This is a genomic window from Altericroceibacterium spongiae (genome assembly GCF_003610805.1).
Classification (GTDB): Bacteria; Pseudomonadota; Alphaproteobacteria; order Sphingomonadales; family Sphingomonadaceae; genus Altericroceibacterium; species Altericroceibacterium spongiae.
This window is the reverse complement of record NZ_RAPF01000003.1, coordinates 86,987-103,786: the sequence shown is the minus strand read 5'-3', so window position 1 is coordinate 103,786 and position 16,800 is coordinate 86,987. Positions and strand designations below refer to the sequence as shown.

16 protein-coding genes are annotated in these 16,800 nt (G+C 55.2%); 10 read left to right on the top strand and 6 right to left on the bottom strand.

What is annotated here, in order from left to right:
• Positions 1-3: 3 nt before the first annotated feature.
• On the bottom strand, positions 4-951 hold the full coding sequence (locus D6851_RS06435; protein ID WP_120324082.1) for a hypothetical protein: 948 nt from the start codon (positions 949-951) through the stop codon (positions 4-6).
• A 9-nt stretch (positions 952-960) separates the two neighbouring features.
• On the bottom strand, positions 961-2,286 hold the full coding sequence (locus D6851_RS06430) for a S8 family peptidase (RefSeq protein WP_183030011.1): 1,326 nt from the start codon (positions 2,284-2,286) through the stop codon (positions 961-963).
• 303 nt (positions 2,287-2,589) lie between these two features.
• On the opposite strand from D6851_RS06430, the gene dapD reads away from it, so the two are divergent.
• The 6 genes from dapD to D6851_RS06395 all read left to right on the top strand — a co-directional run bounded on the left by dapD (position 2,590) and on the right by D6851_RS06395 (position 7,281).
• Positions 2,590-3,441 carry a 2,3,4,5-tetrahydropyridine-2,6-dicarboxylate N-succinyltransferase gene (gene dapD / locus D6851_RS06425; RefSeq protein WP_120324080.1) on the top strand — a complete coding sequence of 284 codons (852 nt, stop codon included), beginning with the start codon at positions 2,590-2,592 and terminating at the stop codon, positions 3,439-3,441.
• Between the two features lie 89 nt (positions 3,442-3,530).
• Positions 3,531-3,848, top strand: coding sequence for a hypothetical protein (locus D6851_RS06420; protein ID WP_120324079.1), 318 nt, complete (start codon positions 3,531-3,533; stop codon positions 3,846-3,848).
• A 234-nt stretch (positions 3,849-4,082) separates the two neighbouring features.
• On the top strand, positions 4,083-4,271 hold the full coding sequence (locus tag D6851_RS06410; RefSeq protein ID WP_120324078.1) for a DUF3008 family protein: 189 nt from the start codon (positions 4,083-4,085) through the stop codon (positions 4,269-4,271).
• A 110-nt stretch (positions 4,272-4,381) separates the two neighbouring features.
• Positions 4,382-5,530, top strand: a complete 1,149-nt coding sequence (gene ispG / locus D6851_RS06405; protein ID WP_120324077.1) for a flavodoxin-dependent (E)-4-hydroxy-3-methylbut-2-enyl-diphosphate synthase — start codon at positions 4,382-4,384, stop codon at positions 5,528-5,530.
• A 68-nt stretch (positions 5,531-5,598) separates the two neighbouring features.
• The gene (locus tag D6851_RS06400) at positions 5,599-6,558 is read left to right on the top strand and encodes a hypothetical protein (protein WP_120324076.1); all 960 of its coding nucleotides are present in this window, start codon (positions 5,599-5,601) and stop codon (positions 6,556-6,558) included.
• 60 nt (positions 6,559-6,618) lie between these two features.
• On the top strand, positions 6,619-7,281 hold the full coding sequence (locus D6851_RS06395; protein WP_120324075.1) for a murein L,D-transpeptidase catalytic domain-containing protein: 663 nt from the start codon (positions 6,619-6,621) through the stop codon (positions 7,279-7,281).
• A gap of 15 nt (positions 7,282-7,296) precedes the next feature.
• Here D6851_RS06395 and D6851_RS06390 read toward each other — a convergent pair whose 3' ends face one another.
• Both D6851_RS06390 and D6851_RS06385 read right to left on the bottom strand, forming a co-directional pair.
• Positions 7,297-8,682 (bottom strand): L,D-transpeptidase family protein, encoded by a 1,386-nt coding sequence (locus D6851_RS06390; protein WP_238473972.1) that lies wholly within the window; start codon positions 8,680-8,682, stop codon positions 7,297-7,299.
• A 153-nt stretch (positions 8,683-8,835) separates the two neighbouring features.
• A complete protein-coding gene (locus D6851_RS06385; protein WP_120324073.1) occupies positions 8,836-9,075 on the bottom strand; it encodes a hypothetical protein in 240 nt (79 codons plus the stop codon).
• 168 nt (positions 9,076-9,243) lie between these two features.
• Here D6851_RS06385 and acnA point away from each other — a divergent pair, with 168 nt between their 5' ends.
• Together acnA and D6851_RS17735 are read left to right on the top strand one after the other, a co-directional pair.
• Positions 9,244-11,919, top strand: a complete 2,676-nt coding sequence (acnA, locus tag D6851_RS06380) for an aconitate hydratase AcnA (protein ID WP_120324072.1) — start codon at positions 9,244-9,246, stop codon at positions 11,917-11,919.
• Between the two features lie 281 nt (positions 11,920-12,200).
• Positions 12,201-12,536: a hypothetical protein gene (locus D6851_RS17735; protein ID WP_183030010.1), complete on the top strand. Its 336-nt coding sequence runs from the start codon at positions 12,201-12,203 to the stop codon at positions 12,534-12,536.
• Positions 12,537-13,131: 595 nt separating this feature from the next.
• Here the strand turns inward: D6851_RS17735 and ruvB are convergent.
• Positions 13,132-14,169, bottom strand: a complete 1,038-nt coding sequence (ruvB, locus tag D6851_RS06370; protein ID WP_120324070.1) for a Holliday junction branch migration DNA helicase RuvB — start codon at positions 14,167-14,169, stop codon at positions 13,132-13,134.
• Between the two features lie 75 nt (positions 14,170-14,244).
• Positions 14,245-14,853 carry a Holliday junction branch migration protein RuvA gene (gene ruvA / locus D6851_RS06365; protein ID WP_120324069.1) on the bottom strand — a complete coding sequence of 203 codons (609 nt, stop codon included), beginning with the start codon at positions 14,851-14,853 and terminating at the stop codon, positions 14,245-14,247.
• A gap of 79 nt (positions 14,854-14,932) precedes the next feature.
• Here ruvA and aroC point away from each other — a divergent pair, with 79 nt between their 5' ends.
• Entirely contained in the window at positions 14,933-16,000 is a 1,068-nt protein-coding gene (gene aroC, locus D6851_RS06360) for a chorismate synthase (protein WP_120324417.1), read from the top strand.
• A gap of 209 nt (positions 16,001-16,209) precedes the next feature.
• A complete protein-coding gene (gene ahpC, locus D6851_RS06355) occupies positions 16,210-16,776 on the top strand; it encodes an alkyl hydroperoxide reductase subunit C (RefSeq protein WP_120324068.1) in 567 nt (188 codons plus the stop codon).
• Positions 16,777-16,800: the final 24 nt, after the last annotated feature.

Below are 16,800 nucleotides of genomic sequence, written 5' to 3'. Positions count from 1 at the left end.
GAATCAAAAACGACTATTCCAGCGAAACGCTACGCCTTTATCAGCTGCCACTCTGGCATAATGCCCCGGTTCATGCCGATAAAACAGGCTCGTCGAGGCATAACCGCCCCATAAAGCCCCGCGCCAGGCAAGCTCACCCATGATTTCTCGCCCATGTGGAATGAGCGAGATTGGTCGGAGACCATAAATCGGGTTCTGCGTAGCATAGTCGTAAGCCACAGGAAGATTCAGTCGCAATCCGCCCCCTGACACTCGCAAAGGCTGGGCAAACCGCAAGGCGATCCGGTCATTGTTCCGAACAAAACCCACACGCTCGACATCGATTGACCAGGCCCGGCTCTGCAAATACGCGCGGTCTACTATTGTTTGGTCACCGTTGGCGTTTGTCCAACCCTGACGAAAGGACATGCCAAAACGCCACATCGGAGAGGCCTGCCATGCGGCGTTCATATCGAGAAAAAATGTGTCGGCGCCCTTAAGGCCGAATGCATCGTGGAAATGACCGCCGAAAAAACTATTCCTTTCCTGCAGCCATTCTCCCCCCAGCGCGATATCCCATTCTGCCATTTCGCGATCCAGCATCGCCCCGAAACGCTGCGCTTTGCCGCCTGCAAAAATGTTCTCGAATGCTCCGCCGCGCTCTGTATTCTGCCGGTCCGTTGAGTGGCCAAACTCCGCTTTGGCCGTCACCCCCCAGTGACCGAAGCGGCGGCGAGCGGCGAACGCAATATCTTGTCTTTGCCAGCCGATCCGGTTGGCACTGGCAACCGGTGATATAAGAAAAGCTGGCTGATCCTGTCCCTGCAATTGCGCGACCAGGCCATCAGCTCCTTGCGCAAAGGCAAAGCCCAATTGGGTATCGGGCGAAATCTGATATGCGATGCGCGCTGCCAACACTCTGGCCCGGCGCGCATCATCCTGCGGCAAACGCAAAACTTCGATATGCGGCATCGGGTTGTTCTATCCCCGCGCATCAATAGTGAAGGCGATAGAAGCTTTGTCAGACGAGAGGGCCGCTTGCCGCTGATCGCCAGCCAGTGCAGCATAAAGCCGGTTCGCCAGCCCTGCACTGCGAAAGTTGCCATTCAGCTTCACCTGATAGGCACGCTGATATTTGTCGAGCATCACGGTTTGCAAAGACGCCGTGTCTAACGCATCTCCCATGGCTGGAGACGCTATTGCAACATTGTCGCTCAGTGCGAGTGCATGGTCCGTTCCCGCCAATCGGGTAACTCCCGCCGGGGCAAACGCACTTTCCAGATCGAGGAGACCCATTCCATAGATCGAATCTACCCCTTCATCTCCTGCATCGGCGGCTGACTCGATCAGGATTTGAGCGATTTCGTTTCCCGTCAGTGTCGGAAAAGCTTGCGCCAAAAGGGCAGCTGCTCCAGCCACCTGAGGAGCAGCGAAACTCGTTCCGCGCAGAAGATAAACAATACCGCCCGACTGATAGATTTGTCCGTCCTTATAGACACAGCAAATCCCTTCACCGCGCGCGGTGATGAAATGATTGCCATCGCTGCCTGCACGATTACTGAAATCGGAAATCGTGCCCGTTTCATCGGCCGATCCAACGATCAAAACACCTCCCGTCCCATTAGCCAGCGATGAAGCATAAGCGGATGGTTCAGTCGCACCGTCATTTCCCGACGCAATAACGACAAGAAGCCCGGCATTGACCGCATTTTTTACCGAATTGCGTAGAATCGTACTGGCCGAACTTCCACTCAGCGAAATGTTAATGATCTTCGCGCCATTTCCCACGGCATAGTCGATTGCTTCCGCAACCTTGATATCATCGAAAGCACAAGTGCTTGCCACATTCATCGTACCGTCAGACGAGCACGTACCAGGGCGGTCCGCCCGCAAAGCCATAACGCTGGCATCCCATGCCATACCCAGAATGCCCTGGTCGTTTCGCCCGGCTGCAGCAACCAGTGCGACATGTGTTCCATGACCGTCGCTGCCTTTGAGCCCCCTGCTGGTTTCACCTGCATAGATATCGACTGAAGAAGACGAAATCCGGTTTGCAAATTCAGGGCTATCCATATCGATGCCGCTATCGATCACAGCAATTGTCACGCCGCTACCCGTTGCACCCAATGTCCACATGGCGGGTGCCCCATGCTGCTCGGGCCCGCCAGACCGGCGAAATTCTTCCGTATCATAGACAAAGGGCGGCGGTGTAGGGCTCGGCGTGGGAGTGGGAGTGGGAGTGGGAGTGGGAGTGGGAGAAGGTGTGGAACTTACATCGCCGCCTCCATTGCCACAGGCAGCCAGCAATGTAGCAGTTCCTAAAGCATATACGGATACACCAGCCCGTTTTCTTAACATTACTGCAGCTCCTGCAATGCTCCCTTCTTTATTTTTCTAACCAAAATTTCTTTGGGCGGCTTTAAGGATTATTACGGGGATCAGACCAGCCTCCGAAAGCAGCTCAAGGCGGGCTTCCGGCGCTTTTCGCTCTGCGTCTGCTGGAAGCCAGCGCTCATCTGCTTTGCGGGTTGCTCGCTCTTGGCGTTGCCGCTACCGGCGCATTATCATTTGCACATTTCCCAATAATACGTGCCGGAGAAACGCATTATCATGTCCGCAGAACTGCAAAGCTCGATCGAAACTGCCTGGGAGAACCGCGCTGACGTCACTCCGGCCAGCGACGATGTCCGCGAAGTCGTCGAACAGGCTCTCGCCTTGCTGGATAACGGAACAGCTCGAGTCGCCGAACCTGATGGCAAAGGAGGCTGGTTCGTTAATCAGTGGCTTAAAAAAGCCGTACTCCTGTCATTCCGCTTGAATGACAATGTCATGATGGGTGCCAATGGCGCCGCCGATGCCACACCCGGCCCCTGGTTCGACAAGGTGCCGTCTAAATTTGCCGGCTGGGACGATACCCGTTTTCGTGATGCAGGTTTCCGTGCCGTACCCGGCGCAATTGTCCGTCGCGGCAGCCATGTTGCAAAAGGCGTGGTCCTGATGCCCAGCTTCACCAATATCGGCGCTTTTATTGACGAAGGAACGATGATCGATACCTGGGCTACAGTCGGAAGCTGTGCACAGATCGGCAAAAATGTGCATATTTCAGGGGGCGCCGGCATCGGTGGTGTTCTTGAGCCGCTCCAGGCGGATCCCGTCATCATCGGCGATGGCGCTTTTATCGGAGCCCGGTCCGAAGTGGCTGAAGGCGTTCGTGTCGGCGAAGGCGCCGTTCTTTCCATGGGCGTTTATCTAGGTGCTTCCACCAAGATTATCGATCGTCAGACAGGCGAAGTGCATATTGGCGAAGTACCGCCTTACGCGGTGGTCGTGCCCGGCACAACGCCGGGCAAAATGCTGCCTGACGGATCAACCGGCCCCTCGCTTTATTGCGCCGTGATCGTCAAGACAGTCGACGCCCAGACCCGTTCCAAAACAGGCATCAATGAGTTGCTGCGCGACTAACCCCTTTCCTTGCAGCCTTTTTACAGGCAAAATCGTAATTCGATGGAGAACTAATAAAAGTCCCATCGAATTACGGGAGAGCCTGAAATATGGAACGTAAGGGAGATGAATTTCACGTCAGCACGGATGAAGCCCGTGGGGGATCGACACCCAATGTTACACGGTGGGTGCTGATTATTAGCGTGGTGCTAGCCATTATTCTTTTATCGGCAAGCTGGATGCTTCCTGCTCTGACAGATGAAGAGGCTGATGCCGGACTGTCTTCCGGAGCGATGATTCCGCAAACCGGACAAAACGCACAAAACACAGATAATGACGGCGTCCTGCTTGATGACGGCCCCGCAGCTATGGAAGAATCTTCCTCGCAAATACAGGAAGACGATGGCCTTGAAGTCATCGAGAACTGATACCGTGTCAGACAAAAATCGCTTCCGGAAAGGACAGTATGTCCAGTGGAACTGGGGCGATGGCGCGGGACAGAGCCAGATTGTCAATCTCTTTGAGCGTGACGTAACCCGCACGCTCAAGGGATCAAAAATCATACGGAAAGGTAGTATAAAGTAATCCCGCTTATCCTGTTCGCCAGAGGAGGATAGCGATGAGGTTCTAAAGCTCGGATCTGAACTGGAGGCGATTTAAACATGCCTGCGAAATCGAAAGCCCAGCAAAAAGCAGCAGGGGCAGCGCTGGCTGCCAAGCGCGGCGATATCAAAGTGTCCGATCTGCAAGGCGCATCGAAAGACATGTACGATTCGATGAATGAAAGCGAATTGGAAGACTACGCCAGTACCGACCGCAAGGATCTGCCCGACAGGGTCGATAACGACTAGAATAGCAGCCCTCGCCTTGAAAAGCGTCTTCAGATTCTTTTCGAGGCGTTTTGGCCATATGTCTGACAGGATGTCTTTCGCCAGTCACAGCTCTGGTCTATAGAGCATCCATGTCTTCCGTTCGTCCATGGCGCGATATTGAGCGCCGCAAAAGCCGTCAGATTATGGTCGGCGCTGTACCTGTTGGCGGTGATGCGCCGATTTCGGTGCAGACTATGACCAACACGCCGACCACAGATGTCGCTGCAACGATCGATCAGATTCGCCGCTGCGAAGAAGCCGGTGCGGATATTGTCCGTGTCTCCTGCCCGGATACGGACAGCACTGCGGCTTTCAAAGACATCGTCAAAGCTGCTCAAGTACCTTTGGTAGCGGATATTCACTTCCACTATAAACGCGCGCTCGAAGCTGCCGATGCGGGGGCGGCTTGCCTGCGGATCAACCCCGGTAATATCGGCAGCGATGATCGCGTAGCCGAAGTCGTCCGAGCTGCTAAAGCCAATGGCTGTGCCATCCGCATAGGGGTGAATGCCGGCAGTCTGGAACGTGACCTGCTCGAAAAATATGGCGAGCCCTGCCCCGAAGCATTGGTCGAAAGCGCACTTGACCATATCAAACTGCTGCAGGACCATGACTTTCATGAGTTCAAGGTGGCTGTCAAAGCAAGCGATGTATTCCTTGCCGTTGCAGCTTATATGGGACTGGCCGAAGCGGTCGATTGCCCGTTGCATCTGGGCATTACCGAAGCGGGCGGCCTGATCGGAGGTACCGTCAAAAGTTCCATCGGCATGGGCAATCTGCTATGGTCGGGTATTGGCGATACATTACGCGTCTCTCTATCCGCAGAACCGGAGCAGGAAGTTCGGGTCGGATTCGAAATGCTCAAAGCGCTGGGTTTGCGCACCCGTGGTGTGCGCGTTGTTTCCTGCCCTTCCTGCGCCCGGCAAGGCTTTGATGTTATCAAGACTGTCACCTTGCTTGAAGAGCGTTTGCAGCACATCAAAACACCATTATCGCTTTCTGTCCTCGGCTGTGTCGTCAATGGGCCTGGCGAAGCCCGCGAAACTGACATCGGCATTACCGGCGGCGGCAATGGCAAGCATATGGTCTATCTCTCCGGCGTGACTGATCATCATGTCGAGAGCAACGATATGCTCGATCATATTGTTGAACTGGTCGAAGCCAAGGCGGCTGAAATCGAAGCTCAAAGTACCGATGCCGGGAAAAACGATGGAATGCCTGCACAGGCGGCTGAATAATGACAATTCGTTCAAAGGCAGATTTGTAAGCTGTAATGTTCAGGGTTCAGAGGTAAACAAGAGGCATTATGGGAATTAACAGCCTCCTGCCTTATCGTTTACGCAATCGCCGGGACGCCACTCGACACGCCAGAGCCATCGAAGACATTCTCCAAACACCGCCCGTCATTCCAAGAAATGATGGGCTGGTGCTGTTCTCTATGATTGGAACAGCCGTCATTTTGCCTTATCTGGTAGCCGTCAAGTCACTGTGGAATCAGCTTGGCAGAGGACGAATCGTCCTGCTTGATGACGGCACATTGACAGGACGCGACAAGGCCGTTCTTGCCCGCCATTGCGGGGACCCCGAAATTCTGGCTATTCGCGATGTCAAACTCGGGCCCTTTCCTGCAGGGGGAACATGGGAACGCTTTTTGACCATTCTGGATCGCCGCCAACATGAATACTGGGTCCAGCTGAACAGCGATACGGTCACTATGGGTCCGGTTCCCGATATCCTGCAGGCCATCGCCAGCAATCGCAGCTTTATCCTGCTGGGCGATACAGAGGCCGGAGCCGCTCCACTCGACCTCGCTCAGTTTAGAACGACCCGTTACCCGGATGGTCCAGAGGAAGGCCATATTCAGACACGGATAGAAAGCCGTCTCGATCTGATCCCCGAAGCACCTCGCTGGCACTATATCCGTGGATGTTCCGGTTTTGCGGGCTTTGCCGCAGGTGGGCAAGGCAGGCCGCTGGCTGCTTCTTTTATGAAAGCAATCGAAAAACTACTGGGCAGCGAAGCTTTGTCCGAATGGGGGACAGAGCAAGTGGCTTCGAACTTCCAGATCTCTAATGATCCCAATCCGGTCCTGCTGCCTTATGAGCGCTATCTTAATTACTGGGGAGAGGGATGGAGCAAAGAAGCTGCCTTTATTCACTTCGTAGGCACCTATCGTTATCATCAGGATGCTTATAAGCGCGCCAGTCGCATAGCTATAGATGAGCTAAAATCCAGCACTGGCTGGCTAGGCCAGAAGGGTCAATAAAACAGCCTGGAAAACAGGCAAAAAGCTATGATATGCTCTTGAAAACTCCAGAGACCGAATATGGCAAGAACTTTCAACCGGCGTAATTTCCTAGGCGGAGTGGCAATCGCCGCAGGCAGCGTATCTTTGCCCCTGCGTGTGGCAGCCCAGCCCTCGCCGCTCGATGCGCGCGGCAGGCAGATCATGGAAATTGCCAGGCGCGAAGTCGAACGTGCAGGTAATGTTCTATGGCGTCGGGATATTGCCGGAATAGCCGATTTCAGTGCCCACTCTTCCCAGCCGAGATTCCATTTTGCCAATCTGGAGCAAGGCACAGTACGCTCCTTCCTTGTAGCCCATGGGACAGGGTCCGACCCCGAACATGACGGCTATCTCGACAATTTTTCCAATGTCGAAGGTTCGAACTGCACGAGTCGCGGTGCCTATGTGACCTGGGAATGGTATAAAGGCCGTTATGGCACCTCCATCCGCCTGGGTGGACTAGACGGAAGCAATTCCAACGCCCTGCCCCGCGCCATCGTAATGCATCCAGCCACTTATGCGACCCCTGAACATGTCGCGAGATGGGGCAGACTGGGTCGTTCCAATGGCTGTTTTGCCATGAGCCCGGATAATTTCCGCGAGGCTCTGTGGCACTTGTCCGGCGGCAGACTGCTTTTTGCCGATCAGCTTAATCTGGAAGGAGACGGAAAAATCGAACCATCTCCTCCCATTACAGGCTGAGCCTTCTTAAAAGCATTACAGGCCGGGATCCTCGATCGGCACCACTTCTTCATCGGTAACACGCGCCCGGTTGCGCTCGCGCGGTTTATCGAAGCTGGCCAGAACCGGACCGTCGCGATCATAGATGTCGTCGAACGTATTGAGCTCACCGTTAATGTCCGTCGCCATCGTGAAATAGGTGATATAAACCGGCATTGTCTTCTTGAGCGGCACCTTCGTATATTCACCGGAGGTCGAAATCTCGACAGCCTCGTCCTTGGTGGCGCCTTTACCGAGAATAGCCATGGTCATGCCCAGCTCCAGCGCTCTTTCAGTGCGGATGCAGCCATGGCTGAGTGCGCGTTTATCGCGGTTAAAATAGGCCTTGGCCGGCGTATCGTGCAAAAAGATGGCATGTTCATTGGGCATGTCGAGCTTCATGACACCCAGCGAATTGCCGGGTCCAGGCTGCTGAACGACATTGATGAAGCCGTTCTCACCTTTTGTAGCTTTATAACCATGCGCCGCAGCCCATTGCGGATTGTTTAGCACTTTTTGCCCCAGTCCTTCCCCTTTCACAATGCTTTGCGGCACTGTCCAGGTCGGGTTGAAAACAACCCCTTCGACCACTTCCGCAAGCTGTGGAGTCGCTGTACGTCCCGGCTTACCCACAACCGTCTTATAGGTGCGGATGATCTGATCGTTTACCGTCAGACGCAGCTCATATTCGGGCACATTGGTAATCAGATATTGCGTACCCAGATCACGCGGGAGCCACCGCCAGCGATCCATATTAGCACGGATCAGCTTGCGTTTTGCCTTTTCACTTTCGGGCGTATCGGCCAGCGCCTGCTTCAAAACCGCATAATCGGGATGCGTCGGATTAAGCGACTGCAGAACACCGGCAACATCATGCTTCTCCAGCGCTTCGGCCATCAGATCCCCGGTCGGATAAAAATCCGGATCGGAATCGATCACAAACCACTGTTTGCGATCATCCATCGGTGTACGACCATCTCGCAAGTCCTCCACCAGCCAGGTGAAACTGCGGCTTGCCACTTCGTCCAGTTGCGGCTCTTCCCCCGTAGCATCGAACATAGACCAGCTATCGACATTGGAACTGACACCGCCTTCATCGCCATCCAGCGCCTGGCGCAACTCATTTGGCTGGTAGTCCTGCGGGTTTAGCCCTTCCGCGCTTATTCCTTCAATGAAGGTGAGCAAAGCGCGGGCATCCTCCCTATTCCATTCCTGAACCACCGGCTTCGGCGGCTCGAAATTAATACCCGGCACAGGCTGAATCACCGGATTCGAAACAGTGGCAGGCGGCGGAACTTCTCCTTCCGGAGGCAACAGATCCTCCTGTGCAATGGCCGAAACTGGTGCAGACAACACCAGTGCGGACATGACGGAGAATTTCATGAAAAACGTCATCTTTTAAAAGCCTTATCTATAGTCAGGCATTATGTAGGCAGGCTCTTCTTTAAGACCAGCCTCAAAATATCCCCTAGTCTGTACTTATGTGTTCTGACGCCTTGCCAGCGGCTGAATCAGCCCGGCGACCTTCCTGTCAGATCAGTCAGCCTGCCCATTTTCAGCCTTTGCTCCTTCGTCCTGATTGTCGTTCGCAGCCTCTGCGGTTTTGGTCTCTTCATCTGCTTCGGCTGCGCCAGCCTGGCTTTCCTTGGCAGAATTCCACCACAGCCCCAGCCCTCCTCCGGCAAAAGCCGCCAGGGCCAGCGCAATCGCCATAGGTATTATATAAAGCGGTTCCTGTCGGCCGGATCCGCCAAGATTCGATCCACCAAGGCTCATTATGGTCGTCCAAATTTACTTACAAAAATGAAACCGGTCGCCATTCCATGTGTTCCATTAAGCGAAACTCTTGACCTTGCGCGCCGGAACGCGCAACTGCCGAGACAAAATTTCCGCCCTTTCCCCCAAGGGCGATTAGCGGCTCCATTCAGGAAGGATAGCGCATCAATGACTCAGGTCGGCAAAAACTCGCTCGATACGCGTAGTACAATGGAAGTGAACGGCAAGACCGTCGCTTATTATTCGCTCAAGAAAGCAGCGGAAAAGATCGGCGATGTCAGCCGTCTTCCTTTTTCGATGAAAGTACTGCTCGAAAACCTGCTACGCTTCGAAGATGCAGGTTTTACCGTTTCCAAAGACGATATTCAGGCGATTGCCGACTGGCAGAAGGACCCCAAAACCGGCAGTGAAATCCAGTACCGCCCGGCCCGTGTGCTGTTGCAGGACTTCACCGGTGTGCCTTGCGTGGTCGATCTGGCCGCCATGCGTGATGCCATTTCAGCTCTTGGTGGCGACACGGCCAAGATCAATCCGCAAGTTCCCGTCAATCTCGTCATCGACCACTCAGTCATGGTCGATGAGTTCGGCCACCCCAAGGCTTTCGAACATAATATGGAGTTCGAATATCAACGAAATGCGGAGCGGTATGACTTCCTGAAATGGGGTGCGAAGAGCCTCAAGAACTTCTACGCCGTCCCCCCGGGCACCGGCATCTGCCATCAGGTAAATCTCGAAAATATCGCGCAATGTGTCTGGTCGAGTGAAGACCCGAACGGTGAACTGGTCGCCTATCCCGACACTTGCGTGGGCACGGACAGCCACACAACCATGGTCAATGGCCTTGGTGTGCTGGGCTGGGGTGTCGGCGGTATTGAAGCCGAAGCCGCCATGCTCGGCCAGCCTATTTCCATGTTGATTCCCGAAGTGGTCGGCTTCAAATTCACCGGCAAGCTGGCCGAAGGCGTTACCGCAACTGACCTTGTACTCACCTGCACCCAGATGTTGCGTGAAAAAGGCGTTGTTGGCCGCTTCGTTGAATATTTCGGTCCGGGCCTCGCTTCGCTCAGCCTCGCAGACCGCGCCACTCTCGCCAATATGGCTCCCGAATATGGTGCAACCTGCGGCTTTTTCGGCATTGACGACAAGACGCTGGACTATCTGCGTCTCAGCGGCCGCACCGAAGAGCAGATCACGCTGGTCGAAGCCTATGCCAAGGAACAGGGTTTCTGGGCCGATCCGTCCAATCCGGACCCGGTCTTCACGGATCTCCTCGAACTCGATCTTGGCAGTGTGGTCCCCTCGCTCGCCGGGCCGAAGCGTCCGCAGGACAAGGTTATCCTTCCCGAGGTGGACGAACTGTTCAACACCGACCTTGAGAAGCTTTATGGCAAAAGCGCGCCGGAACGTGTGGTAGTCGATGGCGAAGGCCACGATGTCGGTGATGGTGACGTCGTTATTGCCGCCATCACCTCCTGCACTAACACGTCCAACCCCGATGTGATGCTCGCTGCCGGTCTGGTAGCAAAAAAGGCGCATGAAAAGGGTCTGAAACCCAAACCGTGGGTCAAAACCAGTCTGGCACCAGGCTCCAAAGTCGTGACCGACTACCTCGAAAAGGCCGGCGTTCAGGACCATATGGACGCAATCGGCTTCGATCTCGTCGGTTATGGTTGCACCACCTGCATCGGCAATTCCGGCCCGCTCGCCGAACCGATCAGCAAAGCGATCAACGAAAACGATATCGTTGCCGCCTCCGTGCTGTCGGGCAACCGCAACTTTGAAGGCCGCGTCTCTCCCGATGTACGGGCGAACTTTCTCGCATCGCCGCCGCTGGTCGTTGCTTACGCTCTGAAAGGGACGGTGACCGAAGACATTACCACCACGCCCATCGGTCAGGATCAGGAAGGCAAGGATGTCTTCCTCAAGGACATCTGGCCGAGCAATCTCGAAGTCGCCGAATTGCGTAACCGGTCAATCGACCGCGAAATGTTCGAAACCCGTTATGCCGACGTATATAAGGGCGATGAACATTGGCAGGCAATCGATGTTACCGGTTCGGACACTTATCAGTGGCAAGCCGGTTCGACCTATGTCGCCAATCCGCCTTATTTCGAAGGTATGGGCATGACCCCTGCGCCGGTGGCCGATATCGAAAGTGCCAAGCCACTGGCTATTCTGGGCGATTCCGTAACCACAGACCACATTTCACCGGCAGGTTCGATCAAGGAAGATTCGCCTGCCGGACGCTATCTGATTGCCAATGGCGTAGAGAAGAAGGATTTTAACTCCTACGGCTCTCGTCGCGGCAATCACGAAGTTATGATGCGCGGCACCTTCGCCAATATTCGCATCCGCAACGAAATGGTGCCAGGCGTTGAAGGCGGAATGACCACCTATCAGGGTGAACAAATGGCCATCTATGATGCGGCCATGAAGCACAAAGCCGACGGTACACCGCTGGTCGTCATTGCCGGTAAGGAATACGGTACAGGTTCCAGCCGTGACTGGGCTGCCAAGGGCACCAATCTGCTTGGTGTACGGGCAGTCATCGTCGAAAGCTATGAGCGAATCCATCGTTCGAATCTGGTTGGCATGGGCGTTCTGCCGCTGCAATTCACCGGTGGCGATACACGCGAAACACTGGGTCTGACGGGTGAAGACGCCTTCACCATTAAAGGTCTAGCCGATCTAACGCCAGCTCAGGACGTCGAAGTCGAAGTTACACGTCCGAATGGCGAGACCTTTACCTTCACAGCCAAATGCCGCATCGATACCGCCAATGAAATGGAATATTACAAGAATGGCGGCATTCTGCAGTATGTGCTCAGGAACCTCGCTTCCTGAGCTATTCTGCCGCTAAATGATCGAAGGCCCCGCTTAACGGCGGGGCCTTTTCGTATTCGGCCTTATCCCAGCCTTTAGTATGGCCAGAGCATGAGAGCATTCTGGTAAGCAAAAAGGCGGCTCCCGTGGAAGCCGCCTTCGATCACCTGAGGGGGTGATGAAATTCTACCATAAATCAATCTGCGAGAGCGTTTCCTGTCCCTTTCGAACGCCGGCGCCGAGCGAACAGAACCGCCGCACCCGCTCCGAACAGAAGGATAACAGGCGGCGCAGGAACCGGCGTGCCTGGATCCCCGCCGGTTGTCGTGCCTCCGGAACTTGTTTCGCCTCCGGAAGAAGAACTGGTCGAGCTGCTAGTGCTCGAGCTGGTAGAACTGCTGGTGCTGCTACTTGTCGAGCTGCTGCTACTGGTGGAACTGCTCGTACTGGTGCTGGTCGAAACACCACCGGTGGAAGTCGATACACCACCTGTGCTGGTCGAAACGCCCCCGGTGGAAGTGGACACACCGCCCGTGCTGGTCGAAACGCCGCTTGAAGTCGATGTGGAAGTCGAGACGCCGCCTGTGGTAGTCGATGTCACCACTACGTTGCCACCACTTGAGCCACCACCAAAGTAACCGCCAAAAAATCCCCCGGAAGAACCGACATAACCGCCGCCACCGCTTGAGCCGCCGATAACGGGCGGTATACCGCCTGATCCGCCGATCACCGGTTGCGGCGGTAAAGGAGGCAAGGGAATCGCTGCAGCGACCTGAGGTGGGCGCTCAATGGCACGACGGATGCGCGGTTCTTCGGGAAGCTTTGGAGGAATCGCCCGTCGAGCCCTCTTAACCGTCTTGATGGGAACCAGCTTGGTTCGTTTTCCCTTCACATGTTTGGTAGAAGTGACCGTTGCAGCCTGCGGCTCAGCCATATGGACAGCTCCGCCACCAATCAATGCACCACCTGCTGCGACGGCAGACAATTTTGCAAGGGCCATGCGGACTGACATGTAATCTCTCTCTGCTTACCCGAAAGCGGTTAGCGCCATATGGCCCGATCCCGCTTTACTCCCCTAAAACCATCACCACGAGAATCGGCATGACAATATTAAGAATGTTTGATTGTTTCACTGGCGATAAATCGTATGATTTCCGAGAACTGTCATCAGTGTGTCCCAGAGTGATACCACATACTGGAGCACAATGTTAACCATATTCCAGACTTGGAAGCTCAGCCCTGATCATCCTGCGAATCGAACAGGCCGCCTTGCCCTCCTTTGGGAGGCGTTAAACCGAGATGACTCCATCCACGATCGTTAAGACACCGTCCCCTTGCTGTACGCGCGACAAGGCCGAGCTGGATCAAATAGGGTTCGACCACATCCTCCACCGTATCACGCGGTTCAGCCAGACCCGCCGCCAGAGTTTCCACACCCACCGGCCCACCCTTATAGATATCGGCAATCATAGTGAGATAGCGCCTGTCCATGGCATCGAGCCCGAGCGTATCCACTTCCAGCCGTGTCAGGGCATGATCGGCAATCCGTGCGGTTACTCTGTCTCCGCCGGCAACATGGGCAAAGTCCCGCACGCGACGTAGCAACCGCCCTGCTACACGAGGAGTGCCGCGCGAACGACGGGCAATTTCTCTCGCTCCGGCATCATCGATCTCCAATCCCAGCAGGCGCGCACCGCGCGTGACAACCAATGTCAGTTCGTCTTCCGTGTAGAAGATCAGTCTGACCGGAATACCGAATCGATCGCGCAAAGGCGTGGTCAATAATCCCTGCCGGGTGGTCGCCCCGATCAGAGTAAAGGGCGGCAGATCGATCCGCACCGACCGTGCAGAAGGCCCCTCGCCGATAATCAGGTCGAGTGCACGATCTTCCATCGCCGGATAGAGCACTTCTTCGACCACCGGGTTGAGCCGGTGAATCTCGTCGATGAACAAAACATCACCCGATTCGAGATTGGTCAGCAAAGCTGCAAGATCGCCTGCTTTGGCAATAACCGGTCCTGACGTAGCCCGAAAGCCTACGCCCAATTCCTTGGCCACGATCTGAGCGAGAGTGGTTTTACCGAGGCCAGGAGGACCAAAAAAAAGCGTATGGTCCATCGCTTCACCACGCGAACGGGCACTTTCGATAAAAACCCGCAGATTATCGCGCGCCGCTTCCTGCCCAATAAATTCCCGCAGAGATTTGGGACGCAAAGCTGCATCCTGATCTTCCGGCTGGCGTTCGGGTGTAAGATGAGGGTTATCCGCCATACCGCATTCGCATCACAACAAAGGAGATTACCGCTTCAGACCGAACATAGGAGGCGAATAAAACTGGGATGCTCATCATCCGGCAGCCTTTTTCAGGGCTACGCGGATAAGGTCGCTTTCACTGGCAGCTTCGCCCAGTTCGGCCTGAGCATGGGCCACAGCACTGGCAGCAATCGCTGGTTTGAAACCAAGATTTTGCAAGGCCGATACTGCATCCGCACTTGCCCCGGCAACAGGTGAAGTGCCGCCACCCGACAATGTCGGCCCCGGGACGGCAGGCAAAGCGCCAGCCTTATCTTTTAGCTCATTCACGATCCGCCCGGCCAGTTTCGGCCCCACACCATTGGCACGTGCCACCTGAGCCGCATCCTGACCGGCACAGGCGCTCTGCAATTCCTCGGTAGTGAGCGCCGACAGGATCGCCAATGCCACCTTGCTGCCCACTCCCTGCACATTGGTCAGCAATTTGAACCAGTCTCGCTCAGCGGCACTGGCAAACCCGATCAGGCGCATATCCGTCTCACTGACCTGCAAATGAGTGAAAACCGTACAGGCTTCGCCTTTTTCACCCAGCGAAGACAGTGTCCGGTTGGAACAATGCACCAGATAACCGACGCCCTGAACGTCAATCACCGCCCAATCCGTGCCGGTATCGTCCAGCCGCCCTTTCAGCTTTGCAATCATGTTTTGTTCCTGCCTTATCGCTCTTCTTTTGGCCAGTGCAATATGGACAGACCTTCACTCTTGCAGCATGAGCAAATTCATGAGCATGAACACTTCCGGCCGCGTTTTTCGATTCAGCACATGGGGGGAAAGCCATGGGCCAGCCCTTGGCGCCATTGTGGATGGCTGCCCGCCGGGGCTGGCTATCAGTGAAGAAGCGATTCAACCGTTTCTCGATGCCCGCAAACCCGGACAGAACAAATTTACCACCCAAAGGCGCGAACCCGATCAGGTTAAAATTCTGAGCGGAGTTTTCGAAGGGCAAACCACAGGCACACCGATCAGCCTGATGATCGAAAATACCGATCAACGCTCGAAAGATTATTCGGATGTCGCCAGGGCCTATCGCCCCGGCCATGCCGATTATACCTATGACGCTAAATACGGTTTCCGCGATTATCGCGGCGGCGGGCGCAGTTCAGCCCGCGAAACGGCAGCCCGTGTCGCCGCTGGCGCAGTGGCCCGGCTGGTTATCCCCGAAGTGACAATCTGCGGCTATGTCTCCGAAATCGGCGGTGACGCCATCGATCCGACGGCTTTCGACCCATCGGAAATTACCCGGAATCCCTTTTTCTGCCCCGATGCGGCGGCGGCAAAACGTTGGGAAGATCTGGTCGGCAAAGCCCGCAAGGAGGGATCTTCGCTCGGTGCGGTGGTTGAATGTGTCGCCACGGGTGTTCCTGCAGGCTGGGGCGCTCCGCTTTATGCCAAGCTCGACGCCGATCTGGCCGCCGCGATTATGAGCATCAATGCTGTGAAAGGCGTGGAAATCGGCGATGGTTTTGCCGCTGCCCGTTTGCGCGGTGAAGACAATGCCGATCCGATGCGGCCCGGTGAAAACGCTCCCGAATTTCTGGCTAATCATGCCGGCGGTATCGCCGGAGGCATTTCGACTGGCCAGCCGGTGGTGGTGCGTACCGCTTTCAAACCCACAAGCTCCATTCTTATCCCGCAACCGACCGTCACCCGTGAAGGTGAAGCCACCGAACTGGCGACGAAAGGCCGCCACGATCCTTGTGTCGGTATTCGCGGTGTTCCCGTAGTCGAAGCGATGATGGCGCTGGTGCTGGCCGATCAGAAGATGCTCCATCGCGCCCAATGCGGCTAGGTATCGAGCAGTCCGGGGAGAGCGATTTGACGAAATAGAACGATTATCCGGACAGTTCTGTCGCGAAAACAACATTAATCGTTGATTTCGATCAATACCCGCTGATTGATTTACTCAATCAAACCAATCGATACTCCTCATTGGCAGGAACGAACCACCTGCCCTATCTGTTGCTCAGACGAGTTCAACACCAATACGGAGCATTAAAGATGGGTATCATCGGAAGCACGATCAAACCGTTCAAAGCCACCGCCTTTCAGGAAGGCAAGGACTTCTTCGACGTCACGGATGAAGACGTGAAGGGCAAATGGGCGATCTTCTTCTTCTATCCGGCTGACTTCACTTTTGTCTGCCCGACCGAGCTGGAAGACATTGCCGAACAGTATGACACGCTGAAAGGCATGGACGTTGAAGTCTATGGCGTCTCCACCGACACCCATTTCAGCCATAAGGCATGGCACGATACGTCGGAAAAGATCGCCAAGATCAAGTTCCCGATGCTCGGAGACCAGCTCCACGCCATTTCCAACAATTTCGGTGTGCTGCGTGAAGAAATGGGCCTGGCTGACCGTGCGACCTTCCTTGTCGATCCCGATGGCGTAATCCAGGTCATGGAAATCACCTGCGAAGGTGTTGGTCGTAACGCCAAGGAACTGGTCCGCAAGGTCAAGGCAGCTCAGTATGTCCGCGCCAATCCCGGCCAGGTCTGCCCGGCCAAATGGGAAGAAGGCGGCGAAACACTCGCTCCGTCGCTCGATCTCGTCGGTAAACTCTAAGCCCCGTTTTCTCGCAATAGCGAG